General features: G+C 60.1%; 25 protein-coding genes. 14 read left to right on the top strand and 11 right to left on the bottom strand.

Going from position 1 to position 25,759, the window contains the following annotated elements:
* Nucleotides 1-11: 11 nt before the first annotated feature.
* Nucleotides 12-1,229, top strand: a complete 1,218-nt coding sequence (locus tag K3166_RS06440) for a bifunctional alpha/beta hydrolase/OsmC family protein (protein WP_221423828.1) — start codon at nucleotides 12-14, stop codon at nucleotides 1,227-1,229.
* Nucleotides 1,226-1,531, top strand: coding sequence for a putative quinol monooxygenase (locus K3166_RS06435; RefSeq protein WP_221423827.1), 306 nt, complete (start codon nucleotides 1,226-1,228; stop codon nucleotides 1,529-1,531). The genes K3166_RS06440 and K3166_RS06435 overlap by 4 nt, the downstream gene beginning before the upstream one ends.
* Here K3166_RS06435 and parE read toward each other — a convergent pair.
* Nucleotides 1,528-3,504, bottom strand: a complete 1,977-nt coding sequence (parE, locus tag K3166_RS06430; protein ID WP_221423826.1) for a DNA topoisomerase IV subunit B — start codon at nucleotides 3,502-3,504, stop codon at nucleotides 1,528-1,530. The two genes, K3166_RS06435 and parE, sit on opposite strands and share 4 nt — an antisense overlap.
* A 62-nt stretch (nucleotides 3,505-3,566) precedes the next feature.
* Nucleotides 3,567-4,709, bottom strand: coding sequence for a penicillin-binding protein activator (locus K3166_RS06425; protein ID WP_247714760.1), 1,143 nt, complete (start codon nucleotides 4,707-4,709; stop codon nucleotides 3,567-3,569).
* A 38-nt stretch (nucleotides 4,710-4,747) separates the two neighbouring features.
* Between K3166_RS06425 and rsmI the strand changes: the two genes are divergently transcribed.
* Genes rsmI through gshB form a run of 3 tightly spaced genes read left to right on the top strand, consistent with a single transcriptional unit; the run spans nucleotide 4,748 to nucleotide 6,930 of the window.
* A complete protein-coding gene (gene rsmI, locus K3166_RS06420) occupies nucleotides 4,748-5,605 on the top strand; it encodes a 16S rRNA (cytidine(1402)-2'-O)-methyltransferase (RefSeq protein WP_247714759.1) in 858 nt (285 codons plus the stop codon).
* A complete protein-coding gene (locus K3166_RS06415; RefSeq protein WP_221423824.1) occupies nucleotides 5,602-5,952 on the top strand; it encodes a YraN family protein in 351 nt (116 codons plus the stop codon). The genes rsmI and K3166_RS06415 overlap by 4 nt, the downstream gene beginning before the upstream one ends.
* A 9-nt stretch (nucleotides 5,953-5,961) precedes the next feature.
* On the top strand, nucleotides 5,962-6,930 hold the full coding sequence (gshB, locus tag K3166_RS06410; protein ID WP_221423823.1) for a glutathione synthase: 969 nt from the start codon (nucleotides 5,962-5,964) through the stop codon (nucleotides 6,928-6,930).
* Here the strand turns inward: gshB and K3166_RS06405 are convergent, their stop codons facing one another.
* The gene (locus K3166_RS06405) at nucleotides 6,931-7,827 is read right to left on the bottom strand and encodes a tyrosine recombinase XerC (RefSeq protein WP_221423822.1); all 897 of its coding nucleotides are present in this window, start codon (nucleotides 7,825-7,827) and stop codon (nucleotides 6,931-6,933) included.
* Nucleotides 7,824-8,978 carry a radical SAM family heme chaperone HemW gene (hemW, locus tag K3166_RS06400; RefSeq protein ID WP_221423996.1) on the bottom strand — a complete coding sequence of 385 codons (1,155 nt, stop codon included), beginning with the start codon at nucleotides 8,976-8,978 and terminating at the stop codon, nucleotides 7,824-7,826. The genes K3166_RS06405 and hemW overlap by 4 nt, the downstream gene beginning before the upstream one ends.
* Before the next feature lie 46 nt (nucleotides 8,979-9,024).
* Between hemW and K3166_RS06395 the strand changes: the two genes are divergently transcribed.
* A complete protein-coding gene (locus K3166_RS06395) occupies nucleotides 9,025-9,606 on the top strand; it encodes a CAP domain-containing protein (RefSeq protein WP_221423821.1) in 582 nt (193 codons plus the stop codon).
* Here K3166_RS06395 and rdgB read toward each other — a convergent pair.
* Nucleotides 9,603-10,229, bottom strand: a complete 627-nt coding sequence (rdgB, locus tag K3166_RS06390; protein ID WP_221423820.1) for an RdgB/HAM1 family non-canonical purine NTP pyrophosphatase — start codon at nucleotides 10,227-10,229, stop codon at nucleotides 9,603-9,605. The genes K3166_RS06395 and rdgB overlap by 4 nt on opposite strands.
* Complete coding sequence (rph, locus tag K3166_RS06385; RefSeq protein ID WP_221423819.1) at nucleotides 10,226-10,942, bottom strand: ribonuclease PH; 717 nt, start codon at nucleotides 10,940-10,942, stop codon at nucleotides 10,226-10,228. Before rph ends, rdgB begins: the two co-directional genes overlap by 4 nt.
* Nucleotides 10,943-11,028: 86 nt before the next feature.
* On the opposite strand from rph, the gene hrcA reads away from it, so the two are divergent.
* The 3 genes from hrcA to K3166_RS06370 are packed head-to-tail and all read left to right on the top strand — an operon-like array spanning nucleotide 11,029 to nucleotide 14,456.
* The gene (gene hrcA, locus K3166_RS06380; protein ID WP_221423818.1) at nucleotides 11,029-12,072 is read left to right on the top strand and encodes a heat-inducible transcriptional repressor HrcA; all 1,044 of its coding nucleotides are present in this window, start codon (nucleotides 11,029-11,031) and stop codon (nucleotides 12,070-12,072) included.
* 12 nt (nucleotides 12,073-12,084) lie between these two features.
* Nucleotides 12,085-12,684: a nucleotide exchange factor GrpE gene (gene grpE / locus K3166_RS06375; RefSeq protein WP_221423817.1), complete on the top strand. Its 600-nt coding sequence runs from the start codon at nucleotides 12,085-12,087 to the stop codon at nucleotides 12,682-12,684.
* A 23-nt stretch (nucleotides 12,685-12,707) separates the two neighbouring features.
* Nucleotides 12,708-14,456, top strand: coding sequence for a DUF885 domain-containing protein (locus tag K3166_RS06370; protein WP_221423816.1), 1,749 nt, complete (start codon nucleotides 12,708-12,710; stop codon nucleotides 14,454-14,456).
* A gap of 6 nt (nucleotides 14,457-14,462) precedes the next feature.
* Here K3166_RS06370 and K3166_RS06365 read toward each other — a convergent pair whose 3' ends face one another.
* The 4 genes from K3166_RS06365 to K3166_RS06350 form a co-directional block, all read right to left on the bottom strand.
* Complete coding sequence (locus tag K3166_RS06365) at nucleotides 14,463-15,266, bottom strand: hypothetical protein (RefSeq protein WP_221423815.1); 804 nt, start codon at nucleotides 15,264-15,266, stop codon at nucleotides 14,463-14,465.
* A gap of 141 nt (nucleotides 15,267-15,407) precedes the next feature.
* Nucleotides 15,408-16,574: a PrnB family protein gene (locus tag K3166_RS06360; protein WP_221423814.1), complete on the bottom strand. Its 1,167-nt coding sequence runs from the start codon at nucleotides 16,572-16,574 to the stop codon at nucleotides 15,408-15,410.
* A gap of 114 nt (nucleotides 16,575-16,688) precedes the next feature.
* Nucleotides 16,689-17,219, bottom strand: coding sequence for a vgr related protein (locus tag K3166_RS06355; RefSeq protein ID WP_221423813.1), 531 nt, complete (start codon nucleotides 17,217-17,219; stop codon nucleotides 16,689-16,691).
* 5 nt (nucleotides 17,220-17,224) lie between these two features.
* Complete coding sequence (locus K3166_RS06350) at nucleotides 17,225-17,704, bottom strand: copper chaperone PCu(A)C (protein ID WP_221423812.1); 480 nt, start codon at nucleotides 17,702-17,704, stop codon at nucleotides 17,225-17,227.
* Between the two features lie 179 nt (nucleotides 17,705-17,883).
* Between K3166_RS06350 and dnaK the strand changes: the two genes are divergently transcribed.
* On the top strand, nucleotides 17,884-19,809 hold the full coding sequence (gene dnaK, locus K3166_RS06345; RefSeq protein ID WP_221423811.1) for a molecular chaperone DnaK: 1,926 nt from the start codon (nucleotides 17,884-17,886) through the stop codon (nucleotides 19,807-19,809).
* A gap of 78 nt (nucleotides 19,810-19,887) precedes the next feature.
* Nucleotides 19,888-21,018: a molecular chaperone DnaJ gene (gene dnaJ / locus K3166_RS06340; protein ID WP_221423810.1), complete on the top strand. Its 1,131-nt coding sequence runs from the start codon at nucleotides 19,888-19,890 to the stop codon at nucleotides 21,016-21,018.
* Between the two features lies 1 nt (nucleotide 21,019).
* Here dnaJ and K3166_RS06335 read toward each other — a convergent pair whose 3' ends face one another.
* The gene (locus tag K3166_RS06335; RefSeq protein WP_221423809.1) at nucleotides 21,020-23,335 is read right to left on the bottom strand and encodes a patatin-like protein; all 2,316 of its coding nucleotides are present in this window, start codon (nucleotides 23,333-23,335) and stop codon (nucleotides 21,020-21,022) included.
* Between the two features lie 71 nt (nucleotides 23,336-23,406).
* Between K3166_RS06335 and radA the strand changes: the two genes are divergently transcribed.
* The 3 genes from radA to K3166_RS06320 are packed head-to-tail and all read left to right on the top strand — an operon-like array spanning nucleotide 23,407 to nucleotide 25,749.
* On the top strand, nucleotides 23,407-24,771 hold the full coding sequence (gene radA / locus K3166_RS06330; protein WP_221423808.1) for a DNA repair protein RadA: 1,365 nt from the start codon (nucleotides 23,407-23,409) through the stop codon (nucleotides 24,769-24,771).
* A 16-nt stretch (nucleotides 24,772-24,787) separates the two neighbouring features.
* Complete coding sequence (locus K3166_RS06325; protein ID WP_221423807.1) at nucleotides 24,788-25,324, top strand: CvpA family protein; 537 nt, start codon at nucleotides 24,788-24,790, stop codon at nucleotides 25,322-25,324.
* A complete protein-coding gene (locus K3166_RS06320; RefSeq protein ID WP_221423806.1) occupies nucleotides 25,321-25,749 on the top strand; it encodes an iron-sulfur cluster assembly scaffold protein in 429 nt (142 codons plus the stop codon). Before K3166_RS06325 ends, K3166_RS06320 begins: the two co-directional genes overlap by 4 nt.
* The last annotated feature ends 10 nt before the right edge of the window (nucleotides 25,750-25,759 follow it).

Raw genomic sequence — 25,759 nt, 5'->3', positions numbered from 1 at the left:
AAGGAACCCGAATGCCGACTGAAAACCTGAAAATCGTCGCAGAAGCAGGTCATGAATTGACCGGGTCGCTGGAAATGCCGACGGGATTGGTGAGGGGGGCCGCATTGTTTGCGCACTGCTTTACCTGCACCAAGCAGAGCAAAGCTGCTGTGTCGGTAGCACGCGCACTTGCGGCAGAAGGTATCGCGACCCTCCGGTTCGACTTTACAGGGCTGGGCGGGAGCGAAGGGGATTTTGGCCGCGCTGGATTTGCTGTCGATGTCTCCGACCTCGTCGCGGCGGCCGAGCATCTGCTCGAGCGCTTCTCACATCCGATCCTGCTGGTCGGGCATAGCCTTGGCGGTGCCGCCGTGCTGGCTGCCGCTCGGGAAATCGGCCTCGAGCGTGTTGCGGCAATCGCGACCATTGGGGCCCCGTCGGATGTCCCCCACGTGCTGCACAATATCGACGGTGACATCGAGGCGATCCGCACAAATGGCGAGGGCGCGGTGAAGATCGGAGGACGCGAATTTTGCCTTGGACGCGATTTCATCGAGAAGGTCGAGAACATCGATCTGCTCAAGGAGGTCGAAAGTTTGCGCAAGCCTCTCCTGTTCCTCCATTCACCAACCGACGCGATAGTCGGCATTGAGCATGCAGGCGCTTTGTTTCAATCTGCCAAGCACCCCAAAAGCTTCGTCAGTCTCGAGGGCGCGGATCACCTGTTGCTCAAAGAGGAAGATGCTGAATTTGCGGCGAGGGTGATCGCTGGCTGGGCCCACCGCTATCTGCCGCTGCGCGACGATTGGCCAATGCCGGAAGTGGGGATTGTCGCACGTACCGGGCACGGAAAGTTCGGCACCGAGGTTCATACTGGTTCACACCAATTCGTGGCGGATGAGCCGAAGAGCTATGGCGGCGATGACACCGGGCCAACCCCGTACGATCTGCTCAATGCATCGCTCGGCACCTGCACAGCCATGACCATGAAGATGTACGCTGACCGCAAGGGATGGCCACTTGAGGGCGTGAGCGTCCACGTCACTCACGAGCGCAAGCACGAGGAAGTGTGCGATCACGTCGAAGCTATGGTGGAGGGCAAGCAGATGCAGTCGCTCAATCGGGCAATCTCGATGCGCGGGGATGCTCTGGATGACACCCAACGTGCCAAACTGATGGAGATTGCCGACAAGTGTCCGGTACACCGTACGCTGGAGGGCGTGCTGCACGTCCATACGCAAGAGACATGATCATCATCACGGGTTCAGTGACGCTGAGGGACGAACACCGTGATGCGGCTTTCGCCCTCGGCTGGGAACATTCTGCGCGCTCGCGCCATGAACCGGGCTGCATCGCGCACAATTGTTACCGCGATGCCGAAAACCCCGGCCGAATGTGCTTTTTTGAGCAATGGGAGGATATGGAGGCAGTCCAGAAGCACTTTGCCGTGCCTCAATCTAACGAGTTCATCCGCGAAATTGCGGGTATGGCCATCGACAAGCCGTCCATCCGCATATTCTCGGCAAGCGAGCTCGACTTGCCGAAAGCTTAGGCGTCGATCATTTCGCGGTCCATGTCGCCCGCGTTGTTTTGGATGAAATTGAACCGGTGCTCCGGGTTGCGGCCCATCAGCTGATCGACCAGCTCCTTGACCTTGGCCCGGTCTTCGAATTCCGGCGGGAGGGTGATCCGGATGAGGCCGCGGCTTTCGGGATCCATGGTGGTTTCCCGGAGCTGCTGCGGGTTCATTTCACCCAGACCCTTGAACCGGCCGACATCGACCTTCTTGCCCTTGAACACGGTTTCTTCCAGTTCCTTGCGATGCGCGTCATCCCGGGCATAGCGGCTCTCTTTACCGGCGGTCAGACGGTAGAGTGGCGGCTGGGCGAGGTAGAGATGTCCGTTGCGCACAACGTCGGGCATTTCCTGGAAAAAGAACGTCATAAGCAGCGTCGCGATATGCGCCCCGTCGACGTCGGCATCGGTCATGATGATGATGCGGTCGTAACGCAGCGCTTCTGAATCGCATTCCTTCCGCGTGCCGCAGCCCATCGCCAGCGTGAGATCGGCGATTTCGCTGTTTGCACGGATCTTGTCCGCCGTGGCGCTGGCGACATTGAGGATCTTGCCGCGGATCGGAAGGATCGCCTGTGTCTTGCGATTGCGGGCCTGCTTGGCGCTTCCGCCGGCGCTGTCACCTTCGACGATGAATAGCTCTGTCTCGGCGTCCGTTTCTCCCGAACAATCGGTGAGCTTGCCGGGCAGGCGCAGTTTCTTGGCATTGGTCGCGGTCTTGCGCTTGATCTCGCGCTCTTGCTTGCGGCGCAGGCGCTCATCCATGCGCTCCATGACCTGCCCGATGAGCGCTTTGCCCCGGTCCATGTTGTCGGACAGAAAGTGGTCGAAGTGGTCGCGGACTGCGTTTTCGACCAGCTTCGCCGCTTCCGGCGAGGTCAAACGATCCTTGGTCTGGCTCTGGAATTGTGGATCGCGCACGAACACGGACAGCATGACTTCGGCGCCGTTCATGACATCGTCGGCAGTGATGTCCTTCGATTTCTTGATCCCGGTAAGTTCGCCGAATGCGCGTAGTCCCTTGGTCAAAGCTGCTCGCAGGCCCTGTTCGTGCGTGCCGCCATCAGGCGTGGGTACCGTGTTGCAGTACCAGCTGGTCGAACCGTCGGAGAAGAGCGGCCAGGCGATGGCCCATTCAACGCGGCCCTGTTCGTCAGGGAAGTCCTGATTGCCGGCGAATGGCTGTGAAGTGACGCATTCCCGGCCGCCGATCTGCTCTGCGAGATGGTCGGCGAGGCCGCCGGGAAACTTGAACACCGCTTCTTCAGGTACGTCTTCCGAGGCGAGTGCTTCTGCACATTTCCAGCGGATTTCGACGCCCGCAAAGAGGTAGGCTTTCGAGCGCGCGAGTTTGAACAAGCGCCTGGGTTTAAACGCGCGATCGCCGAAAATTTCAGTGTCGGGCGTGAAGGTGACGGTGGTCCCGCGGCGATTTGGCGTGGGGCCCAGTTCCTGCAATTTGCCGGTCGGCGCGCCCTGCGAAAACTCCTGCGCGTAAAGCTGCTTGTCCCGAGCTACTTCGACCCGCGTGTAATCTGACAGTGCATTGACCACCGAGATTCCGACCCCGTGCAAACCGCCACTGGTGGCGTATGCCTTCCCGGAGAATTTACCGCCCGAATGCAGGGTGGTCATGATCACTTCGAGGGTGGATTTGCCGGGATACTTGGGATGCTCACCAACCGGAATACCGCGTCCGTTATCGCTGATCGTGACCCGATTGTTTTCGTCGAGCCGCATTTCGATGCGGGTTGCGTGCCCTGCGACAGCTTCATCCATCGCGTTGTCGAGCACTTCGGCAACGAGGTGGTGCAGCGCTCGGTCGTCTGTGCCCCCAATATACATACCGGGCCGGCGGCGCACCGGTTCGAGACCTTCGAGGACCTCGATGGATGATGCGTCATAATCGCCGCTGGATGTGGGCGTGTTCTCGAAAAGATCGTCGGACATGGTGCAGGCTATATCGCGCGCGAATCGGCGCGCACAAGGCGCTGGCGAATGTTATCCGCCTGTCAGAAGCCCGCCGGCGCGTTAGAAATCGTCACAATGCTGCCGTCCCGGACCTCGCGCACTTCCATTGCGCGTTCAACGACACCGTTGCGCTGGAAGCGGAAAGGTCCGTCCATACCGTCAAATCCGCCCTCTTGCAGCAAGACTGAAGTCGGGAATTGGCGGCCAATGCGCCAGTCACGCGCCACGCGCAGGGTCAGCAGTACAGCATCATAGCCAAGGGTGGCGATGCGATAAGGCTGTCCCCCGAAGCGCGCTTCGTAACTGTTCACGAACCCGGAATACCGCCCGTCCGAAACGGCTGAGAAAATTGCGCCATCGAGCGCGCGCGAGCGAACAAGCGCGCTCTCCCCGGCCCAGCGTTCGGTTCCGATGATTTGCAACGACGAGCCGGCGATTGCTTCGGCGCCGCGGATCGACGGCGCGCCGCCGTCGGCGATGAGTACGGAATCGAACCCGCCCATGGATTTTAGCCGTCCCGCCGCACTTACGACCGAGGTGTTCGACCTTGCATAGCGTTCGGTCCCGACCAAGCGGCCGCCATAGCTTGAAATGGCCGCCTGCATGGCCGCTTCCGCGCGCTGGCCATATTCACTTTCCGGGGCAAGCACCGCGAAGCTGCGCGCGCCGTTGGAACGCGCATATTCCACGCTGCGCTCGATCGATTGTTCAGGAATGTGACCCATGACGAACACGCCGCGCCCCGCGACAGAGGTGTCGTTGGAGAACGTGATGATCGGAACGTTCGCAGCCGCAGCCTGGGGTTTGATCGCGCCGACATTGCTGCCGAGCAGTGGGCCGAGGATCAGCTTGTTACCATCGGCAAGAGCCATGCGAGCTGCATCCTGTGCACCGCGTGAGGTATCGTATGTGGTGATACGGATGTTATCGGCATTCGTATCGAGAATGGCCATCGTTGTGGCATTCGCGATCGACTGACCCACTGCGCCATTCTCCCCTGAAAGGGGGACGAGCAACGCAATACGGTGCCGGTCCGAATCTTCGGGGAGCGTGGTCGCGCTGGGTTCCGGGGTAGGGGTGGGTTCGGCAGGCGCGGTGGTCTTCGGTATGATCGAGCAGCCGGACAGCAGGATCGCTCCCGTGGCCAGCATCGCGCCGCGCCGGTTCATAAATGCAAAAGCCATGCTTGCCGCGTCCCTCTTGTGTGGTTCATGGAAGGGCAGTGAGCGACCCTGCACCTGCCAAATCTGATGAAGACCTTACACCCGGTCTTTACCTTGTTGCCACCCCTATCGGGAATCTTGGCGACATCACCAGGCGGGCTGTCGATATCTTGAGCCGCTGCGATGGGGTGGCGTGCGAAGATACGCGAGTCACGGGCAAGCTGCTCAAGCATCTTGGTATTTCCAAGCCGATGTGGCGTTATGACGATCATAGCGAGCACCGTGACCGCTCGCGGTTGGTGGATTCGATGCGCACCCGCGCAGTTGCCTTGGTAAGCGATGCCGGAACGCCAATGATAAGCGATCCCGGTTACAGGCTGGTCAATGATTGCCGTGAGCAGGGCATCCCCGTGACAAGCTTGCCCGGTCCATGCGCTGCGGTGCTTGGCCTCACCTTGTCGGGTTTGCCGAATGACCGCTTCATGTTCGCGGGTTTCCTCCCGCCGAAAGACAAGGCGCGCCGGGAAACGCTGGCTCAGCTGGGCCAGATCGATGCAACGCTCATTTTCTACGAAACAGCCCCGAGATTGCTGAAATCGCTCGCTGCCATCGAAGAGGTGCTGCCAAAGCGTGAAATTGCCGTCGCGCGGGAATTGACCAAGCTCCACGAAGAATGCCGCCGCGGGTTCTCTGCCGGTTTGATGGCCTATTACGATGCCCATCCGCCGAAAGGTGAGATCGTCCTCCTGATCGGACCGCCCGAAGCCGTGCAGGCAAACGAGGCAGATGCGGATGATATGCTGCGCGAAGCTATGGCAACGCTCAAACCCTCGCAGGCAGCGGGACAGGTTGCCAAGGCAACGGGCCTTGATCGCAAGGTGCTTTATGCACGGGCGATGGACCTCAAATCGGAATGAAACGGCAGGTCGCCGAACAAAGCGGACGCAATGGGGAGGCGCGGGCGGCCTTCTGGCTCCGCGCCAAAGGTTGGCATATTCTAGGCGAGCGCGTGAAGACCAAGGCGGGTGAGATCGATCTCATCGCCAAGCGCGGCAAGCTGGTCGCCTTTGTCGAGGTGAAATGGCGCAGCCAGAAAGATCAGCTTGATCACGCAATCGACGAACGGCGTCTTGCCCGCGTTGCCGCAGCTGCCGAAGCCGTGGCGCATCAGTATGCGAAAGATGGGGAGGATATCCGCATTGACGTCATCCTCCTTGCGCCGGGAGCATTCCCTCGCCACATCGCCAATGCCTGGCAACCTTAGGAGATCGGCATGGGCCTTCGCGTCGCTGTCCAGATGGACCCGTTGGAAAGCATCAATATCGCCGGAGACAGCAGCTTCGCGCTGATGCTTGCTGCGCAGGCCCGCGGGCATGAGGTCTGGCACTACGACGTCGAATCGCTCGCATGGCAGAGCGACGGCACGCCTTCCGGCAAGATTACTGCGCATGCTGCGCCGGTTACTGTAAAGCCCGTGAAAGGCGACCACTTCACCGCGGGCGAGCGCCGGCGGATCGATCTGGCATGCGACATCGATGTCGTGTTGATGCGGCAGGACCCGCCATTTCATCTGGGTTATATCAGCTCGGCACTTTTGCTTGACCGGTTGAAAGGCACCACCTTGGTCATCAATGACCCGCGCGAAGTGGTGAATGCGCCGGAAAAGATGTTCGTCCTCGACTATGCGCGGTTCATGCCGCCAACGATGATTGCGCGCGATCTGGACGACTTGAGAGCATTCCAGAAGGAACATGGCTCTGTCGTAATCAAACCGCTGCATGGAAATGGCGGCAAGGCCATCTTCCGGCTCGATGCAGAAGGCACCAATCTGTCAGCACTGAGTGAGGTGTTCAACCTCACCTGGCCGGAGCCGCACATGATCCAGCCTTTCCTGCCCGAGGTAAGCGAAGGCGATAAGCGTATCGTGCTAATCGACGGAGAATTTGCCGGTGCAATCAACCGCTTCCCGGGTGAAGGTGAGTTTCGTTCGAACCTCGCACAAGGCGGTCACGCCGAATCTGCGACCCTCACTGCGCGCGAAGAGGAAATCTGTGCTGCGATGGGGCCGGAACTGAAAAAGCGCGGCCTGGTATTTGTCGGTATCGACGTGATCGGCGGGAAATATCTCACGGAGATCAATGTGACTTCGCCCACGGGCATTGTCGCGATCGACAAGTTCAATGGAACCGACACCCCAGGGTTGATCTGGGATGCTATCGAGCGTCGTCACGCGGCGATTTAATTAATCCCGGTCGCGGGGATGGGCATTGCGATAGGTATCCAGCAGGCTGGCTGCATCGACCTTCGTATAGATCTGCGTCGATCCAAGGCTGGCATGACCAAGCAGTTCCTGGAGACTTCTGAGGTCCGTGCCCGCACCCAGCAAATGGGTTGCAAAGCTGTGGCGCAGCGCATGCGGGGTCGCGGTATCGGGCAAGCCCATGGCCCGGCGTGCGCGTGCAGTCGCTTTCTGGATCATGCCCTGTGATAGCGCGCCGCCTTTCACGCCTCGGAACAGGGGATCCTCCGGCCCGAGCGGCCATGGTGTGATCTGACAATAATGATCCACGGCGTCGCGAACGATGGGCAGGATTGGCACCACCCGCTGTTTGCCGCCCTTGCCGGTTACGTTCAGGCGATCACCCAGAGGCAAATCGGCACCAGTCAGCGACAGAGCCTCGGCGATCCGGAGGCCTGCGCCGTAGAGCAGCAACAGAACGGCCCGGTCGCGCGCGCCTACCCAGTCCACGCTCGCCATTTCCTCGACCGTATCGGCCAGGCCCTCCGCATCATCGGGCGATACGGGGCGGGGGAGGCCCTTCTTGATCCGGGGCCCGCGCAGGCGTGGAGGCTGCGTGACGTCATGCCCGGCTTGCGCCCTCGCGAAGGACACGAATGACTTCACAGCGGAGAGCTCTCGTGCAGCAGACGAATTGGTCAATCCATCGCTGCGCCTCGACGCCAGGTGACTGCGAATACTGGTCGTGGAGAGCAGGGCGACTGCGTCAAAATCTTCAAGGTCGAGCCGTGTCATCAATCGTTCCGCCGCTCTTGAATAAGCGCGGACAGTATGCGGTGATCGGCGCTGGGCCTGCGAAAGGTGGTTGTTCCACGCCTCGAGACAGTCAGCCTTGGTCAATCGCGCACCAGTTCGGGCCTGACCAATTCGCCCAGAAGCCCGTCGAGAAGCGGCATGCCGGCGTCCGTGGCGCCAATCTGCGCTTCATTTGACCAGATGAGGCCAAGATCGCGGTACAGTGCCAGTTTGGCGTCATCTACCAATGCATTATCCGGGACGCCAAAACGGCGCGATATTTCGCCCAGATTGACGCCTTCGGCCAGTCGCAGACCCATCAGCAGTGCTTCGGAAGCCTGTTCTCTTGAAACGAGGTCGCGCGCCTCGGCGATCCCGTGGCCCTTGCTATCGACAGCAGCGAGATAATTCTCTGGCTTCTTGTGACGTACAGTCGCGATCCCGCCTCGCCTTCCGTGGGCGCCTGGTCCGATGCCGCAATAGTCCTGGTAACGCCAATAGGTGAGGTTATGGCGGCTTTCCTGCCCGGGGCGGGCGTGATTGCTGATCTCGTATGCCGGAAGTCCGGCCTCGGCGGTCATATCTCGGGTGACGGCGAACAGGTCGGCCGCAGGATCATCATCCAGCGGAGTGAACACGCCGCGCCTCACATCGGTTGCGAACCGCGTCGTGGGCTCGATGGTCAATTGGTACAGCGACATATGATCCGTGCCCAATGCCAGAGCCTCGCCCAGTTCGGTTCGCCATTCTGCTTCGGTCTGCTGGGGCCGGGCGTAGATCAGATCGATCGATACGCGGTTAAAATGCGTTTGCGCGGTGGTCACAGCCTTCAGCGCTTCGTCCGCACCGTGCAGCCTGCCTAAAAATCGGAGCGTCTCGTCCCGTAGCGACTGCACCCCGAGCGACACTCGGTTCACCCCCGCGGCTGCAAGCGCGGCGAAATTGGCTGCCTCGACTGAGGATGGATTAGCTTCCAGAGTGATCTCGATACCGTCTTCGAAGCCCCACAAACGGTGCGCTTCATTAAGGAGTTTCTCAACAAGTTGCGGGGACATCAGCGAAGGAGTTCCCCCGCCAAAAAAGATACTTGTGAGCTTTTCTTCAGATTTTACTGCAGCAAACTCACTGCGCATATCCGCCAGCAAGGCGGTTTCCCATGCCTTAGCATCGGTCTTCTCGCGGACGTGACTGTTGAAGTCGCAATAGGGACATTTTGCGAGGCAGAATGGCCAGTGGATGTAGAGCGCTTTGGCCAAGGGTGCCTTCATTGAATTTTAAGCTCGGTTATTGTTTACCGGGCAAATGGACGGGTCGAAACTACTGGGCGGCGCACTTGCGGCCGCCGGATTGCTATGTGCCACGGGAGCGAGCGTTGCCGCAAGCGCTGGAAGTGCATCACGCACGGCCAATGTTTCGCGGGAGGCACCCCATGACAACCGGATGAGCGATCACCACGCGCGCCGCATTCTGGCGCTCCACAATCGCGAACGGCAGCAATTGGGTCTGCCCAAGCTGAAATGGAACCGCGCGCTGGAGCGTGAAGCACATAATTACGGCTCTGTTCTCGCCCGTAAGGGCCGGCTCGAGCATGCCCAAAATGGCGCACGCAACGGCACCGGCGAAAATCTATGGATGGGGACCGCCGGACAGTGGCCTGTGGAAACTATGGTGGGCCTCTTCATCGAAGAGAAACGCCACTATCGTCACGGCAATTTCCCCGAGATTTCCCGCACCGGAAAATGGGCTGATGTGGCCCACTACACGCAGGTAATTTGGCGCGACACCCAAGAGGTCGGCTGTTCTGTCGTCAACGAACGGGGCTGGGACGTCCTTGTCTGTCGCTATTGGCCGGCGGGCAATGTCTGGGGCCGCAAAGCCTATTAGGCGAACTGTTCGGCCACCAGTTTCGCAAATGCATCAGCGCGGTGGCTGATACCGTGCTTTTCTTCGGGATCGAGTTCTGCAAAGGTCTGATCGCTTCCCTTTGGAACGAAGACCGGGTCGTAGCCAAAGCCCATTTCGCCGCGCGGCGGCCAAGTCAGCGTGCCCGGGACCGTGCCTTCGTAGACCTCCTGATCGCCATCAGGCCAGGCAATCGCCAACACGCAGTGGAAAGCGCATGAGCGATCGACGTCGGCGCCCTTGTGCTGGAGCATTCCCTCGACCTTGCCCATTGCCATGAACCAGTCACGGCCGGGATCGCCCTCGAACCATTGCCGCTCGGCCCAATCGGCAGTGTACACGCCGGGGCGGCCATCAAGCGCATCCACCGACAAGCCGCTGTCGTCCGCGAGAGCAGGAAGGCCCGAGGCCTCCGCTGCGGCGCGCGCTTTCAGCAGCGCGTTCTGGACGAAAGTCGTCCCTGTTTCGGCCGGTTCGGGCAGGCCCAGTGATCCTGCCGAGATACACTTCACTCCGTACGGAGCCAGAAGTGCGGATATTTCCTTCAGCTTGCCCGCATTATGCGTGGCAATCACCAGGCTGCCCGAACCGAGCCGACGCGTCATTTCCGGGTAGCCTCGTCCTGTGCCTTGAATACCTGCGCGCAGCCGAGCTGGGCGAGGCGGAGCAGGCGGAGGAACGCTTCCTCGTCATACGGAGCGCCTTCGGCCGTTGCCTGTGCTTCAGCGATCTTGCCGCCTTCGATAAGCACGAAATTGGCATCAGCATCGGCGTTGCTGTCTTCCGGATAGTCGAGGTCGAGTACGGGAGTGCCCTTGTAGACACCGCAGGAAATCGCAGCGACTTTCGCGGTGATGGGATCTTCGACGATGTCTCCGGACTTCATCAATCCGTCGACCGCCAGCCGCAAGGCAACCCATGCGCCGGAAATCGAAGCGGTACGGGTTCCGCCGTCGGCCTGGATTACGTCGCAGTCCAGCGTGATCTGGCGTTCACCGAGCTTCCTCATGTCTACCACGGAACGCAAGCTTCGACCGATAAGCCGCTGTATTTCTTGTGTTCGTCCACTTTGCTTGCCCTTCGCAGCTTCTCGCTGACCGCGAGTGTGCGTTGCCCGTGGAAGCATGGAATATTCGCCGGTCACCCAGCCTTCATTCTTCCCGCGCAGCCACGGCGGGATCCGTTCTTCGATCGATGCGGTGCACAGAACCTTGGTCTCGCCGAAGCTGATAAGGCAGCTTCCCTCGGCGTGTTTCGTGTATCCAGTCTCGATAGTGATGGCGCGCATTTCATCGGGCGCGCGTCCTGAAGGTCGCATCAATGTCTCCAATTTAGTCGAATCTCTTGGGGCGGCTTTGGCGTAAGCCCCTTGAGGCCGCAAGGGGAGCGTCTAGATAGGGGTGTATGACCGGCCCATTGCTTTCCGACCTTTCCGAACGAGCGCGCGATATTTTCAGGCTCGTGGTGGAGGGCTACCTCGACACCGGCACGCCGGTCGGCTCGAAAGCGCTGGCGGGCGAGCGAGGCGTTAATCTTTCGCCGGCCTCGATCCGGTCCGTGCTTGCCGAGCTTGAGCAACAGGGCCTGCTGGCAGCACCCCACACAAGCGCAGGGCGAATGCCGACTGAAAGTGGACTGCGCCTGTTTGTCGATGCTATGATGCAAGTCGCCCTGCCGACCCGCGAAGAACGTGCCGCGATCGAGCAGCGCCTTGGCGAACCGGGTCCGATCGAGCGCGCGCTGGAAGAAACCAGTTCGCTGCTGTCGGATCTTTCCGGGGCAGCTGGCATGGTGATGGTCCCGCGCCGGGAACCGCGCCTGACGCAGGTTTCCCTGACCGCCCTCGATGCAAATCGCGTGCTTGCCGTCCTCGTGGGCGAGGATGGGCACGTTGAAAACCGCATTCTTGCTATTCCGGCAGAGGCGCTTGGGGTGTCGCTTGAGCAAGCCAGCAATTATCTGACAGCTCGGGCTTCCGGCAAGACCTTGGCAGAAGCGTCCAGGGCGATAGAGGACGAGATTGCGGGGGGGCGCAGCGCCCTCGACGAAGCCAGCCGCGACCTGGTTTCACGCGGCCTCGCAACTTGGACGCAGGACACAACCGCGCGGCCAGTCCTGATCGTGAGGGGTCAGGCAAATCTCCTCGATGAAGCGGCGCTCAACGATATTGAGCGCGTGCGTTCGCTGCTCGATGATTTGGAGAACAAGCAATCGGTTGCCTCCTTGCTTGAACATGCGCGCGATGCCGATGCCATGCGAATTTTCATCGGAAGCGAGAACCGGCTGTTTTCGCTTTCGGGATCATCAGTAATCGCCGCGCCCTACCGCGACCGCGAAGGCAAGGTCGTCGGAGTGCTGGGCGTTATCGGGCCAACTCGGTTGAATTATGCCCGTGTGGTCCCCATGGTTGATTTCACGGCCCGATCCTTGGGCAAAAGAATAGGCTGACAGGGTTTTCAAGTGACTAATAACGACACCAACGAACCGCAGGATAAGGCGGTCGACGACGAAGTAGCGCGCGAGATGGAAGGCGTGCCTAAACACCTGCGTGAAGAAACCGAAGGTGAAGGCGAAGCGGACGAAGCGCTCGATGAGGCGCTGGCAAGCCTGCGCGGCGATCTGGAGGCGGCCAAGCAGGACGTACTCTATGCCCGTGCAGAAACGCAGAACGTGCGCCGCCGGATGGAAAAGGACGTGCAGGATGCGCGCAACTATGCCGCGACAGGCTTTGCGCGCGATGTCCTGAGCGTCTCGGACAATCTTGCCCGCGCCCTCGATGCAATCCCGGCAGAGCAGCGCGAAGATGAGAAGCTCAAAGGCTTCATCGCTGGTATCGAGGCAACTCAGCGCGAGCTTGAGAAGGTCTTCAACCAGAACGGTATCAAGCGCATCGCTGCCAAGGGCATGCCGCTCGATCCGAACCAGCATCAGGCGATGATGGAAGTGCCGACCGACGAAGTCGAGCCGGGCACTATCGTGCAGGAAATGCAGGCGGGTTACATGATCAAGGATCGCCTGCTGCGTCCGGCAATGGTTGGCGTAGCCAAGAAGCCCGACTGATTTTCGAGGCGAGGGGAAATACGATGAGAACTGCATTCTTCGGAGCGGCGGTTCTCGTCGCCTCTACCCTGGCGTCACCGGCTACTGCGGAGGACACCGCCGATGCGCAGCTCAGCGCCTTGGCTGATGCTTATTACGATTACGAGCTCGAACAGTTTGGGCTGACCGAGACGGAGAGCGAGCAAACCAGTCAGGGTGCCCGGATGCCGACTGTCACTCCGCAGGCCCAGCTGGAAAGAGCGGCGCAGTACGCGCAATTCCTGGCACAGCTTGAAACGCTTGACGACAAGCTGACCGATGGCGCCCGGACCGACGCGCTCGTGCTGCGGACCCTGCTCGAATCCTCGATCGGCGATGCCCGATTCTCCGAGTGGGAAATGCCATTCGACAGCGATTCCAACTTCTGGTCATATCTTGCCGGCCGCTCAGGTTACGGAAGCGCCGAGGAATATGAGAATTATCTCGGCCGGATGCGCGATATTCCGCGCTACTTCGCTGAACAGACCGCCAATGCGCGTGCCGGACTGGCCCGTGGCTTTAGCGTGCCGGCAGTCACACTGGAGGGCCGCGATGCGTCAATCGAAGCTTATGTCGTCGACGACCCCGAGCGCAGCCCGTTCTGGGCCCCGTTCTCGGACATGCCATCCTCGATAAGCACATCGGACCAGATCAGGTTGCAGGACCAAGCCCGCACGGTGATCTCGCAGCAGGTGACACCGGCCTACGCTGCTTGGCTGGGTGTGTTTCGCAATGAATACCTGCCGCAGGCGCGGACCACTGTCGGCGCTCGGGAATTTCCCGATGGCGAGGCGTTTTACGCGCAGCAAATCCGGCAATACACCACGCTCGATCTGGGGGCGGAGGAAATTTATGCAATCGGCCTCGAAGAGGTCGCGCGGATCACTGCCGAGATGGAGAAGGTGAAAGCCGAGGCGGGATTTGACGGGTCGCTGGACGAGTTCATCATTTTCCTGCGCACCGATCCGCAGTTCGTGGCGCGCACTCCTGACGAACTCATGGGTGTGGCAGCTTTTACGGGCAAACGTGTCGATGACCGTCTGAGCGACTATTTCGGTTTCCTGCCCCGTTACCGGCACGGGCTGCGGCCGGTCGATCCGGCCATCGCTCCGTTCTACACGGCGGGCCGCGGGGGACTGGAATATTGCCAGATCAACACGCATGATCTCCCGTCACGCCCGGTCTACAACATTCCCGCGCTGACCATGCATGAATGCGCTCCGGGTCATTCCTTCCAGGCGGCAATCGCACTGGAACAGGGCGAAGCACCGCGTTTCAGGCGGCAGACCTATTTCTCCGGTTTCGGGGAAGGGTGGGGGCTCTACACCGAGTATCTCGGGGAAGAGATGGGCATCTACCGCACCCCGTACGAGAAGTTCGGAAAGCTGAGCTACGAGATGTGGCGGGCTGCGCGGCTCGTGATTGACACCGGCCTTCATCACTATGGCTGGAGCCGGCAGCAGGCTATCGATTACCTATCGAGCCATACCGCCCTGTCGGACCGGGAAGTCGTGACGGAGATCGACCGCTACATCAGTTGGCCCGGACAGGCGCTGGCCTACAAGCTGGGTGAAATGACAATCCGCCGCGTCCGCGCCAAGGCAGAGAACGCGCTTGGCGACGGTTTCGACATCCGCAAATTCCACGATGTCGTCCTGTCGCTTGGCTCGGTCCCGCTCCCGGCACTGGAGGAGCGGATCGATGCATTCATAGCCGATGGCGGGCAGGGGCTACCCCGTGTGACCTACGACTGACGGGCGTCAGACACAGCGGGACACGTCGTTGAGGTAAGCCTGAAGTGCATTGCGCCGGTCGTCAGCCCACAGGCCCACCATTCGGTCTTGGGCGAGCGGACTTGTCGAATACTCGATAGCCCTGGCCAATATCGCCCGCCCGTCTGCGACGCAGAAATCCTGTGCATTCGCCAAGTTCATGAAATCGGTCACGGACTGGTATTGAGCCTGGCGCTGTAGCGCTTCCGCACGTTCTTCCGCGGCGCGTTCCTGCATCCGTTCGGATGCGCGTTGCTCGGTCCGGCGGTCGCCTATTTCGCTATCCACGCGTGCAATTTCTGCGCGATAAGTATCCGAATTGCGGGGGAGGTAGGTTGCGAGCGGGGTTATCGGTGCACGCTCGTCTTCGCGCTCGAAACGTTCGATCCGCTTGGCGTCGGTGTCAGGGTCCAGCTGGGCGCCTGCCACGGCAATTCCGATCGCTGCGGCGGTGTCCGCAATCGATCGATCCTTTGTGAAGGCCTGCTGCGGGACCGGCGGGGCTTCGGCAAGAAGCAGGGTTACGACCATTGACGCATCGTCGGCATCTTGGACAAGCTCTTGCAGCATGCAGGGAAAGCGCAATTCAGCACCCCGCAGTTCGACGATCTGGCGCTGATCCCGGGTGCAAGAGATAGCTTCGATCTCGATTGCGCCGGATGCAGATTTCGCGCGCTCGAACGCGGCATCGATCAAGGCCGACTGGGCTTCGGTCTCTTGAGCGGAAAGTAGCGGGGAAGCGCCCACTGCGAACAGGCCTGCCAAAAGGATGTGCCGACTTCTTTTCCGCATGCGCTATGGCCCCCGTCCTATCATTCTGAAATCTGCAGGGAAACGCCTTTCTTCCCGATGAACAGGCCGCAATCCGGCTCCCTTTGCGGAAGTTACCGCCCCGGCATCAGGAACTTAACCTGAAGCCGGGGCGATGTGGTCTTAACCAATCACCTGCGCGCGGTTCTCATCGCGGTGCTTTTTCAGGTACTTCATGAACGGCGTGCCGCCGGTGCCAACATCGGGATCATTGCCCGCAATCGAGCCCGCCTGCTTGTTGATGTAGCTGGCCGCATATTCCAGATGCCGGGTCCGGAACCGCGCGGATTGCTCAAGGCAGGCGTTGAAAGCATCTTTCAGCCCTTGGTCTTCACACGAACTGACGAAGTCGCGAAGGGTCGATTTCGCCGCGAGATCCTCGATAAAGCGCCGGTGTTCGACCGGGCGGTATTGGTGCAGTTCGTCGAGAAACGATCTCAGCGGATCATCGCTATGGCTGACCTGAAACAGCGCATCCATCGCCGGAACGATGGACGATTGCGACCCTGTCTGCCCGCGCAGTGCCTGCGGCTTGCCTTCAAAGCGGTCGATGCCTTCGTAAACAAGGCCGCCATCGGCGAGTGCTGGATTGTTCGCCCATCCGTGAATGTAGGGGCGAACGCGGTGGAAATAGATATAGGGATCGCACTGCTCGGGCATACGCGCAAAGTGGCCGTAGATGCGTTCCCATGCGTCATCCATTTCCAGCAGCAACCGCGTAGCTTCAGCTGCATCGCCTGCGCGTGAAACACCAACCAGTTTCGCAGCATTGTCGAGGAGCACACCGGCTTCTGCCTCGATCGCCACGTGGACGAGGACGAACCAGTTCTCGTCCACGCCGCCCAGGAAGTTCTGGTGCATGGCGATATTATCGAGTGTGATCGGGCCGGATTTGTCGAGCCGGTACCAATTGTCGAGGACATATCCGGAATATGGGAGCAAGGGTGCCTGTCCGAGCCGTTCCGCCAAAGCGCAGATCGGGCGTGCCAGATTGGCAGGCAGGCAAGCTGGCGGGGTCGGTTCGCCCCAAACATACGCCTGCACGAGGAAGGAATAGTGCACCATGGCTGTGCGGACCAGCTCTTCCGATGCGGTCATTGTCCAATCGGCGATTTCTGGATCAGGTAAACCATCCAGAAAATTGCGGACCCTGCCCGAAGTCAGGAGGTTCGACAGATTGCCTGCTGCCTGAATGATGGGTGCCAGGTTTTCGGGAAGCGTGATCTCGTCGATCTCGTAGTGCGAAAGATAGCCGCGCTCGCGGCTCATACCGTAGTCTTGAAGCTCCATTGTAATGACTCATCGCCGGGCGCGGGTTTGGCCGCCCGGTCAATGCGCTGGATAGTATTCAATGTAACTTGTTTGCTCAAGCGAGGGCGGTGGAAAACTCTGCAATCCGTAGCGTTAACCCTCAGCTCCCGGAAACCTCACCAGTAGATCGTAGGCGGAAGGATCGGCGACACCTGCCAGCTTCTTGCCTTGTCGCAGCAGAAAGGCGTGCTTCACGATCTCGGCCTGTTGCTCGATCCCGTAGCGATGCAATGGCCAGCCCGGCTTCAACGAATACTCGTACCGCGCCCACGGCATGCGCCGGGTCACCAGGTACCACTCGCCCAGTGTCTGGGTTTGCCAGACATGGACCATTTCATGGATGAACAAGCCTTGCCGGGAAATGCTCGCCGCCGAGAAATCATCGCAATAACTTTGCGATGAAGGATGAAAATGCAGATGTCCGCGCGGTGCCATCGTGACGCGACTGGGCTGAAACGGAAACCATTTGCGGCGCCGTATCGTCACGCGGTGATATTCGATCGCCGTCCCGAAAACAGTTCTGGCAAGCGCAATTTCGCCCGGGGTCAGCGGACGCTGACCGCCAACCTCGCACTGGGCAGGGGTTGGGCTTTCATGGCTTTCAACCCCGAGCGAATCCCGCAAATCGTTCAGCGATTTTCCCCGGCAGCCTGGATCGGAACGGTGAAGGTTGCGGATTTGCCGCCAGCAACGGTCAGCGTCATCGCTGTTTCGCTACCTGCGACCAGATCAGGCGAGAGGTCGAATACCATGATGTGCAGGCCGCCCGGTTCGAATTTCAAAGTGTCACCGGCCTGGACTGCCTGGGGTCCCGTTTCCCCCATTTCCATTTTGCCGTCCCATTCGGTGGTCGCATGGACTTCGGTCTTGCCCGCACCGTCAACTTCGACCTTGCGCACGGCCACGCCGCGCTCTCCATCATTGGTGAGGTCAAAGTAAATTGCCGCTGGATTGCCCTCAACAGCAGGCAAAACCATGCGCGCATTGGCAATCGAAAGCCCTGCTGCATCGGTCGCCGCCGACGGAGTTTCCTCCTGCGCACCGCCGCAAGCGGCGAGCCCCAGGCTTGAGCCGGCAAGCAGGGCTGCTGCGAAAACGGGTTTGATCATTTGTGGATTTCCCTCCTGTTGATAGCTGCAAAATCTAGCGGGCGACCTCCCTTGTGCCAAGAAAAACCGCACCTATATCGCTCGGGTAACACACCACTCGAATGAGCCGCAGACCGGATCTGCCACTCGTGGGGGTCCAGACGTGCGGTGTCCAACAATGTGAAACTTATGGGGAAACCATGGCTAAAGTAATCGGTATTGACCTCGGCACCACCAACAGCTGCGTCGCCGTGATGGACGGCGGCAAGCCCAAGGTCATCGAAAATTCGGAAGGCGCGCGTACCACGCCTTCGATCGTTGCCTTCACCAAGGATAACGAGCGTCTTATCGGCCAGCCGGCAAAGCGCCAGGCGGTCACCAATCCGGACAATACAGTTTTCGCGGTGAAGCGCCTTATCGGCCGCCGTTTCGATGACCCGGTGACCAAGAAGGACACCGAGCTGGTCCCCTATGACATCGTCAAGGGCAAGAACGGCGACGCATGGGTCAAGGCGGGCGGCGAAGAATATTCGCCCAGCCAGATCTCCGCATTCATTCTGCAGAAGATGAAGGAAACCGCCGAGAGCTATCTTGGCGAGACGGTGACCCAGGCGGTCATCACGGTTCCTGCCTACTTCAACGATGCCCAGCGCCAGGCGACCAAGGACGCCGGTCAGATCGCCGGCCTCGAAGTCCTGCGCATCATCAACGAGCCGACTGCGGCTGCGCTGGCCTATGGCCTCGACAAGGACGACGGCAAGACGATTGCTGTTTATGACCTTGGCGGCGGTACGTTCGACGTGTCGATCCTGGAAATCGGTGACGGCGTCTTCGAAGTGAAGTCGACCAACGGGGACACTTTCCTGGGTGGTGAAGATTTCGACAGCGCAATCGTCGAATGGCTTGCTGCACAGTTCAAGAAGAAGGAAAACATGGACCTGAAGAGCGACAAGCTTGCTCTGCAGCGTCTCAAGGAAGCGGCGGAAAAGGCCAAGATCGAACTTAGCTCGGCTCAGACGACCGAAGTCAACCTGCCCTTCATCACCGCACGCATGGAAGGTGGTGCGTCCACTCCCTTGCACCTCGTCGAAACGATCAGCCGCTCAGACCTCGAAAAGATGGTCGGCGATCTGATCAAGCGTACGCTTGAGCCTTGCAAGAAGGCGCTGGCCGATGCCGGCGTTTCCAAGGACGAAATCGACGAAGTCATCATGGTCGGCGGTATGACCCGCATGCCCAAGGTCCGCGAAGTGGTCGAAGGCTTCTTCGGCTCCAAGCCGCACACCGGTGTGAACCCCGACGAAGTGGTCGCAATGGGTGCTGCTATCCAGGCCGGCGTCCTTCAGGGCGACGTGAAGGACGTGCTGCTGCTCGACGTGACCCCGCTTTCGCTGGGCATCGAGACGCTGGGCGGCGTGTTCACCCGCATGATCGACCGCAACACAACGATCCCCACCAAGAAGACGCAGACCTACTCGACCGCTGAAGACAATCAGCAGGCCGTGACGATCCGCGTCTTCCAGGGCGAACGTGAAATGGCGGCTGACAACAAGATGCTCGGCCAGTTCGATCTTGTCGGCATTCCTCCTGCACCGCGCGGCGTGCCGCAGGTCGAAGTTACGTTCGATATTGATGCCAACGGCATCGTGAACGTGTCGGCCAAGGACAAGGGTACGGGCAAGGAACAGCAGATCCGCATTCAGGCGTCCGGTGGTCTCACCGATGCCGACATCGACCAGATGGTCCAGGATGCCGAGAAGTTCGCCGACGAAGACAAGAAGCGCAAGGAAAGCGCCGAAGCACGCAACCAGGCTGACAGCCTCGTCCACGCGACTGAAAAGCAGCTCGAAGAACATGGCGACAAGATCGACGCTTCGCTGAAGAGTGAAGTCGAAGAAAAGGTTGCTGCCCTCAAGACTGCACTGGAAGCTGACGATGCGGCTGATATCAATGCCAAGGCCCAGGACCTGTCGCAGTCCGCGATGAAGATGGGTCAGTCGATCTACGAGCAGGAGCAGGCGAGCGCCTCGGCCGAGACGCCGACGGAAGATGCCGGCGAAAGCGGCGCTGACGAAGAAGTCGTCGATGCCGAGTTCTCCGAAGTCGACGAAGACGCAAAGAACTGAGACTTCTGATGAAAACCATGACCGCCACCGGTGCAATTCGCTCCGGTGGCGGTTAGATTTTCAGCAGACGGGATTACCATGCCAGCCACCGATATCGATTTTTATGAACTTCTTGGCGTAAGCCGGGACGCTGACGGCGCGACAATCAAGTCCGCCTATCGCAAGCTTGCGATGAAGCATCACCCTGACCGAAATCCGGGTTGCACGGAAAGCGAGAATACCTTCAAGGCAGTAAGCGGCGCTTACGAATGCCTCAAGGATCCGCAGAAACGTGCTGCCTATGACAGGTTCGGGCACGAAGCCTTTACGCAAGGAATGCAGGGCGGCGGAGGCCACGGCGGCCATCCGGGCGGTGATTTCGGTGACATTGGCGACATTTTCGAAACCATTTTCGGAAGCGCCTTTGGCGGTGGTGGACGCGCTCAGGCCCGCCGCGGCGCCGACCTGCGATATGACATGGAAGTGTCCCTCGAAGAGGCGTTCCACGGCAAATCATCCGAGATCGAAATCGAGGTCAGTCAGACCTGCGATACCTGTCACGGCACGGGCGCAACTCCTGGCACGCAAAAGCGGAACTGCAATTTGTGCTCCGGCCACGGCAAGGTTCGCGCAAAACAGGGCTTTTTCGTCGTCGAACGGCCTTGCCCCAACTGTCACGGCGCCGGTGAAATCATCACCAGCCCCTGCCGCGATTGCCGCGGCGAAGGGCAGGTCGACGTTCCGCAGAAGCTGGAAATCGACATCCCGCCCGGCGTCGATACGGGAACTCGTATCCGTTTGTCGGGCAAGGGCGAAGCTGGCCCGCGCGGTGCAGCACCAGGCGACCTCTACATCTTCGTGCACGTCAAACAGCATGAGATTTTCCAGCGCGAAGGCACCACTCTGGCGACGCGCGTTCCGATCAGTTTCACCACAGCGGCGCTGGGCGGATCGATCGAAATTCCCGGTCTCGATGGTGAAAAACTCACTCTCGAAATTCCGGCGGGTATCCAGTCGGGCAAGCAATTGCGCCAGCGCGGTGCCGGTATGCCGGTGCTCCAAGGACGCGGACGCGGAGACATGGTCATCGAGATCGCAGTGGAAACGCCGACCAAGCTTTCGAAAGAGCAGCGAGGTCTGCTCGAAGAGTTTCGCGAGCTTGAGACGGGCGACGAATGTCCCGAAAGCCGGGGCTTCTTCAACAAGCTGAAAGACGTATTCGGCGCCTGATCTAGGGCATTCGGTCCAGCACTTCTGCGCGGATCCCATCCAGTAAAGACTGAGCGCAGCGTTTGCTGGCGTCCTCCTCGTCAAGAATGGCGAGGAACGCCCGGCGCTTGAATGTGCGCAGGGAGGCGTCTTTCGGCGGCTTGTCCAGCGTGCTGCAAACCAGGTCGATCATCCGCTCCGCGCCGTGCAGTCGGCCCCACAAATAATCATTCTCGCGGTATGACCGGCTGAAGAATGCTCCGAAATTATAGAACTCGATACCGCGCAAGGTGGCTCGCGTTCCGCCCTCGCGTATGCTGCGCGCATCATCGGGACTGATCCGGTCGACTTTCACCGGGTCGAATTCAGTCAGCCCTTCGTTGCGAAGCAGTGGTAGCGTCGCAACGTCGTAGAACGGGAAGCCGAGATAGGCGAACAGCATCCGCCGTTTCAGATCAGCAGGCATCGTCTCGAGCGCTTCTGCCAGCATCTCCTCTGCCCTGTCGTCCGTTTCAATCAGAAGGCGTTTTGCTTCGATGGTATCAAGTAAGTTGCCGGGATTCCCGAGGACATGCTGGGCCACACCGCCAAAATCCTCGCCAAGCGATGTCAGCGCTTCTTTCTCGAAATAGAGCGCAAGGATCGAGTAGATCGCATCGCGGCCCTGTTCCAGAGCCGCATCGGAAATGTCGGGGTCTGCATCCCAGTCGCGGGCAAGTCGCCGCGCGAGGGAGCGCAGGCGGCGGATGCGAAAACCAATATCGTGCTCACGGAAGAATGCGATCGCCGCTTGTGTCGCTCCCCCCGATCCATCGACCAGGCTGGTCAGTCCGCGGCGGTACAATTCCTCGCGGACGACATCCTCGATCGCCAGCGGGTCGGGCAGGTGGAGTGATGGCGCAGCCTCGTAAGCCAGCCTCGCCAAACGCGAAACAATCCCGCTGAATTTCGCCTGTGCATAGGAATGGAAGGCGTATCCCGCCTGTTCGGCAGCGGCTTGCTGGGCCTTTTGCCGCCAGGCCTTGAGCCGCTTCGGGGTGGGGCGATCAAGAAACAGTGTCCGCCCGAACAGACGCTCGACCGCACGCTCGACTTCGGGGCGCAGGGAAGCGACGATGCGCTGCATGCGTTCGGCCTCGCGGCTCTGTTCTTCCAGCTGCTCCAGATTGTCGCGGATCGGTTGTTCACGCGGAATCGTCGAAAGCGATCCGAATATGGCCGAGAAGAAGCCGACATCATGTTTTACTCGCTCGTCCCTTGTACTGAACCGATCAGGACGCGGATCGACATAGACGAGGCGGCGATCCACTTCGCGCTGGGCTGGTTTGCCTCGCAACGCTGCCATCGCGCCAGCAAACGGCTTGTTCACCAGCACAGACCCATCGATCAGGGAAACATTACCTGTATCGCCGCGCATGACGTGGATAGGCATGATCGCATCGAGAAATTCGTCCTGCGTTTCCCAACTGCGGCCGCTGTCCTGTGCCAATCGCTCGATCTCTTCGACCCGCAGCGGAGGAAATGCGCCGGGGAAACTTGCCGTGGCGCGTGCGGCAAACACAAGCTCGAGCGGATTGGCAAGATCGTGACCGCCGGTTTCGGGGACTTTGCGCCGCATGGCTATCGGGAGCCGGTGTTCTGTATCTTCCACAACCGGCGGGCTGTTCAGGCGCAATAGCTCCAGATAGCCGTGGAAGTCCGTCGTCGTGACAAACAGATCAAGTGGATGATCAGCCGGAAGCAAGGGCGTTTCAACCGGAGCATCCGCCATCGCGGTGAAAGCGCGCTCCAGCAGTTTGGAGAACCCAAGGCCGGAGAACGGCGGTTCAAACCAGCGCCCGCGGATCAGGTGCGAGACTTTGCGGCGGACCTTCTCGCGCGTTTCGGGAGCGACCTGTTCGGCGATCTCGGTGCCCGGCCGGCCCAATAACCACGTCGCAAGCGGCTGCGCCCAGAACTTCCCGCCGCGCCAGCGCAGTTTGGCTTCGGGATCAATCAATTCATCGACGTCGGCCACCTCAAGCCAGAGATCGGTGAGGGGATCGAGGCTTTGGCCGGAATAGATCGCCTGCGCGAGAAACACGGCATTGATCCCGCCTGCGCTCGCGCCGCTCATGATGTCGGGAATGACCCTGAGACGAAGCTCGCAATCATCTTCGATAGCGGCGAGCAAATCGACATAGACCTGGTCCACGCCGCTGTCGGGCCGCTTGCCCGAATGGAAATCGCGGCTCGCCCGGGCAAGGTGCCACAACTCGCGCGTAACGCCGTGCATGTAGACCGCCAGGCTTACCCCGCCATAGCAGACGAGCGCGATCCTTAGTTCCTTTTGCCGCATCCGCACCCTTGTGCACATGAAGCAGGCGATTGGCAATTGCGTTCCGCAAATGTTCCGTCTAGCGATCGGGTATGGCCAAACCGAAGAAACGCTATGTCTGCCAGGCCTGTGGCAGTGTCTCGCACCGCTGGCAGGGGCAATGTGCCGACTGCGCGGAATGGAATACGCTGGCGGAAGATGCTCCGGCGACGGTGTTTTCGCTGAAGCATGATCTGTCGAGCGGTGGCAGGGCGGTTGAGTTTGTCGACCTCGATAAACCGGGAGAGATGCCGGTTCGCCAAAAGACCGGTCTGGCGGAGTTCGATCGCGCGCTGGGCGGCGGACTGGTTCCGGGCAGCGCGATCCTGATGGGCGGCGATCCCGGCATTGGCAAATCGACCCTGCTGCTCCAGGCTGCGGCAAAGGTCGCCCGGGAAGGGCACTCCGTGGCTTATGTCAGCGGGGAAGAGGCGTCTGGGCAGGTCCGGATGCGCGCCGCACGCCTTGGGCTCTCCGACGCGCCGGTGAAGCTTGCGGCAGCGACCGGCGTCCGCGATATTCTGACCACTTTGGGCCAAATGGAAACGCCAAAGTTTCTTATAATAGATTCCATCCAGACCATGCACTCCGACACGATTGAAGGCGCGCCGGGCACCGTCAGCCAGGTCCGCGGATGTGCTTTCGAATTGATTCGCTATGCCAAGGAAAACGGGGTTGCGCTGGTCCTTGTCGGACATGTGACGAAGGACGGCAGCATCGCCGGACCGCGTGTGCTCGAGCATATGGTCGATGTGGTGATGAGCTTCGAAGGGGAACGCAGCCACCAGTACCGCATCCTTCGCGCGCTCAAAAACAGGTTCGGCGCTGTCGACGAGATTGGCGTTTTTGCCATGGCGACAGAAGGTCTTGAAGAGGTCGAAAACCCTTCGATGCTGTTCCTTTCCGGCCGTGAACAGCCAATGGCGGGAAGCGCGGTCTTTCCCGCAATGGAAGGCACGCGTCCGGTCCTGGTGGAAATCCAGGCGCTGATTGTGAGGCTGCAATCAGGTGCCACCCCGAGGCGGGCTGTCGTCGGGTGGGACAATGGCCGCTTGGCCATGTTGTTGGCAGTATTGGAATCGCGGTGCGGGCTCAATTTCAGTTCGGCAGAAGTCTACCTCAACGTCGCTGGCGGCTATCGTTTGTCCGACCCTGCTGCGGATGTGGCGGTTGCGGCGGCGCTGGTCAGCGCACTTGCCGATAAACCCTTGCCGGATCGCAGTGTCTGGCTTGGCGAGGTCAGTCTTTCGGGCGAGGTTCGGCCCGTTGCACACGGCGGAGTAAGGCTGCGCGAGGCGGCCAAGTTGGGATTCAAGTCGGGTTTCGGGCCATCCGATACCAAGCCCGGTTCGGCAGAACTCGATTATAAGGGTTTGGGACAACTTTCGAACCTCGTTGACCGGGTGATGGCGACCTAATATCCCTTGCCCTCATATGACGGGATTTGATTACATTGTTCTGCTGATTGTCGGTGTTGCTGCCATTGGCGGCTTCATGCGCGGTTTCATGCAGGAAATATTGTCGCTGGCGGCATGGATACTTGCGGCGTTTGCAATCCGCTTTTTGCACACGCCGCTGACCTTGGCTCTGCAGGATTTCCTCGGCGACGGGATCGCGACCTCCGTACTGGCCTTCGCGCTTCTGCTGCTCATTCCATATGCCGCCATGAAAGTGATCGCCAACAATGTCGGCATGGCTTCCCGGGATTCGCTCCTCGGTCCTATCGACCGCGTGTTGGGGTTTGGCTTCGGTGCGCTGAAGGGGATCGTGATCGTCGTCATCGCGTTTTCCCTGTTGGTGCTCGGATACGACAGCGTTTGGGATTACCGGGGCCGGCCGGTCTGGATTACGACGGCAAAGACCTATGAACTGGTTGATGGCGGCTCGCGAACCCTGGTGGAAATCCTCGCGGAGCGCAGGGCGCGCTTGCTCGGCAATGAAGGCGATGACGCCGAGGCTGAAACCGAGTGAGCCGGCCGCCAGGTGGCGCGCTTTATTCACCAGCACTGCTTTCGCTGGCCGTCGAACTTTCCGAATATCCGTTTGATGAATCGGCACCGCTTGTCGGCGGCGCTAGGTCACGCAGTTGCGGTAGCGAAGTGAAGCTATCGGCTCATTCTGGACTCCAATCGCTCGGCTTGCAGGTCACAGCCTGCGCCGTGGGACAGGCGGCTTGCACCATATTCGCAAGGCATTGCGCGGGAGCGGATGCGTCCAACTTGGAGAACGCCGTTTCCGCCATCAGGGATTGGCTGAATGGCGGAGTTAATGTCCCCGATTGGCCGGATATCTTACAGCTCGAGGCGGCGATACCCTATCCCGGACGCCATGAAGCCGTCCTGCTGCCGTGGAGAGCGGCCATCGACGCGCTAGGCAAGGGCCAAGCCACTCGCTAGACCTCTGGCC

The organism is Qipengyuania psychrotolerans (assembly GCF_019711355.1).
Classification (GTDB): domain Bacteria; phylum Pseudomonadota; class Alphaproteobacteria; order Sphingomonadales; family Sphingomonadaceae; genus Qipengyuania; species Qipengyuania psychrotolerans.
The sequence above is the reverse complement of the archived record's forward strand: the minus strand, read 5'-3'. Positions and strand labels throughout refer to the sequence as shown.

What these genes read in the sequence shown, in the direction of transcription:
- K3166_RS06440 (WP_221423828.1), top strand. Translation starts at nt 12, where the DNA reads ATGCCGACTGAAAACCTGAAAATCGTCGCAGAAGCAGGTCATGAATTG.
- K3166_RS06435 (WP_221423827.1), top strand. Translation starts at nt 1,226, where the DNA reads ATGATCATCATCACGGGTTCAGTGACGCTGAGGGACGAACACCGTGAT.
- parE (WP_221423826.1), bottom strand. Translation starts at nt 3,504, where the DNA reads ATGTCCGACGATCTTTTCGAGAACACGCCCACATCCAGCGGCGATTAT.
- K3166_RS06425 (WP_247714760.1), bottom strand. Translation starts at nt 4,709, where the DNA reads ATGGCTTTTGCATTTATGAACCGGCGCGGCGCGATGCTGGCCACGGGA.
- K3166_RS06415 (WP_221423824.1), top strand. Translation starts at nt 5,602, where the DNA reads ATGAAACGGCAGGTCGCCGAACAAAGCGGACGCAATGGGGAGGCGCGG.
- gshB (WP_221423823.1), top strand. Translation starts at nt 5,962, where the DNA reads ATGGGCCTTCGCGTCGCTGTCCAGATGGACCCGTTGGAAAGCATCAAT.
- K3166_RS06395 (WP_221423821.1), top strand. Translation starts at nt 9,025, where the DNA reads ATGGACGGGTCGAAACTACTGGGCGGCGCACTTGCGGCCGCCGGATTG.
- rdgB (WP_221423820.1), bottom strand. Translation starts at nt 10,229, where the DNA reads ATGACGCGTCGGCTCGGTTCGGGCAGCCTGGTGATTGCCACGCATAAT.
- rph (WP_221423819.1), bottom strand. Translation starts at nt 10,942, where the DNA reads ATGCGACCTTCAGGACGCGCGCCCGATGAAATGCGCGCCATCACTATC.
- hrcA (WP_221423818.1), top strand. Translation starts at nt 11,029, where the DNA reads ATGACCGGCCCATTGCTTTCCGACCTTTCCGAACGAGCGCGCGATATT.
- K3166_RS06370 (WP_221423816.1), top strand. Translation starts at nt 12,708, where the DNA reads ATGAGAACTGCATTCTTCGGAGCGGCGGTTCTCGTCGCCTCTACCCTG.
- K3166_RS06365 (WP_221423815.1), bottom strand. Translation starts at nt 15,266, where the DNA reads ATGCGGAAAAGAAGTCGGCACATCCTTTTGGCAGGCCTGTTCGCAGTG.
- K3166_RS06360 (WP_221423814.1), bottom strand. Translation starts at nt 16,574, where the DNA reads ATGGAGCTTCAAGACTACGGTATGAGCCGCGAGCGCGGCTATCTTTCG.
- K3166_RS06350 (WP_221423812.1), bottom strand. Translation starts at nt 17,704, where the DNA reads ATGATCAAACCCGTTTTCGCAGCAGCCCTGCTTGCCGGCTCAAGCCTG.
- dnaK (WP_221423811.1), top strand. Translation starts at nt 17,884, where the DNA reads ATGGCTAAAGTAATCGGTATTGACCTCGGCACCACCAACAGCTGCGTC.
- dnaJ (WP_221423810.1), top strand. Translation starts at nt 19,888, where the DNA reads ATGCCAGCCACCGATATCGATTTTTATGAACTTCTTGGCGTAAGCCGG.
- K3166_RS06335 (WP_221423809.1), bottom strand. Translation starts at nt 23,335, where the DNA reads ATGCGGCAAAAGGAACTAAGGATCGCGCTCGTCTGCTATGGCGGGGTA.
- radA (WP_221423808.1), top strand. Translation starts at nt 23,407, where the DNA reads ATGGCCAAACCGAAGAAACGCTATGTCTGCCAGGCCTGTGGCAGTGTC.
- K3166_RS06325 (WP_221423807.1), top strand. Translation starts at nt 24,788, where the DNA reads ATGACGGGATTTGATTACATTGTTCTGCTGATTGTCGGTGTTGCTGCC.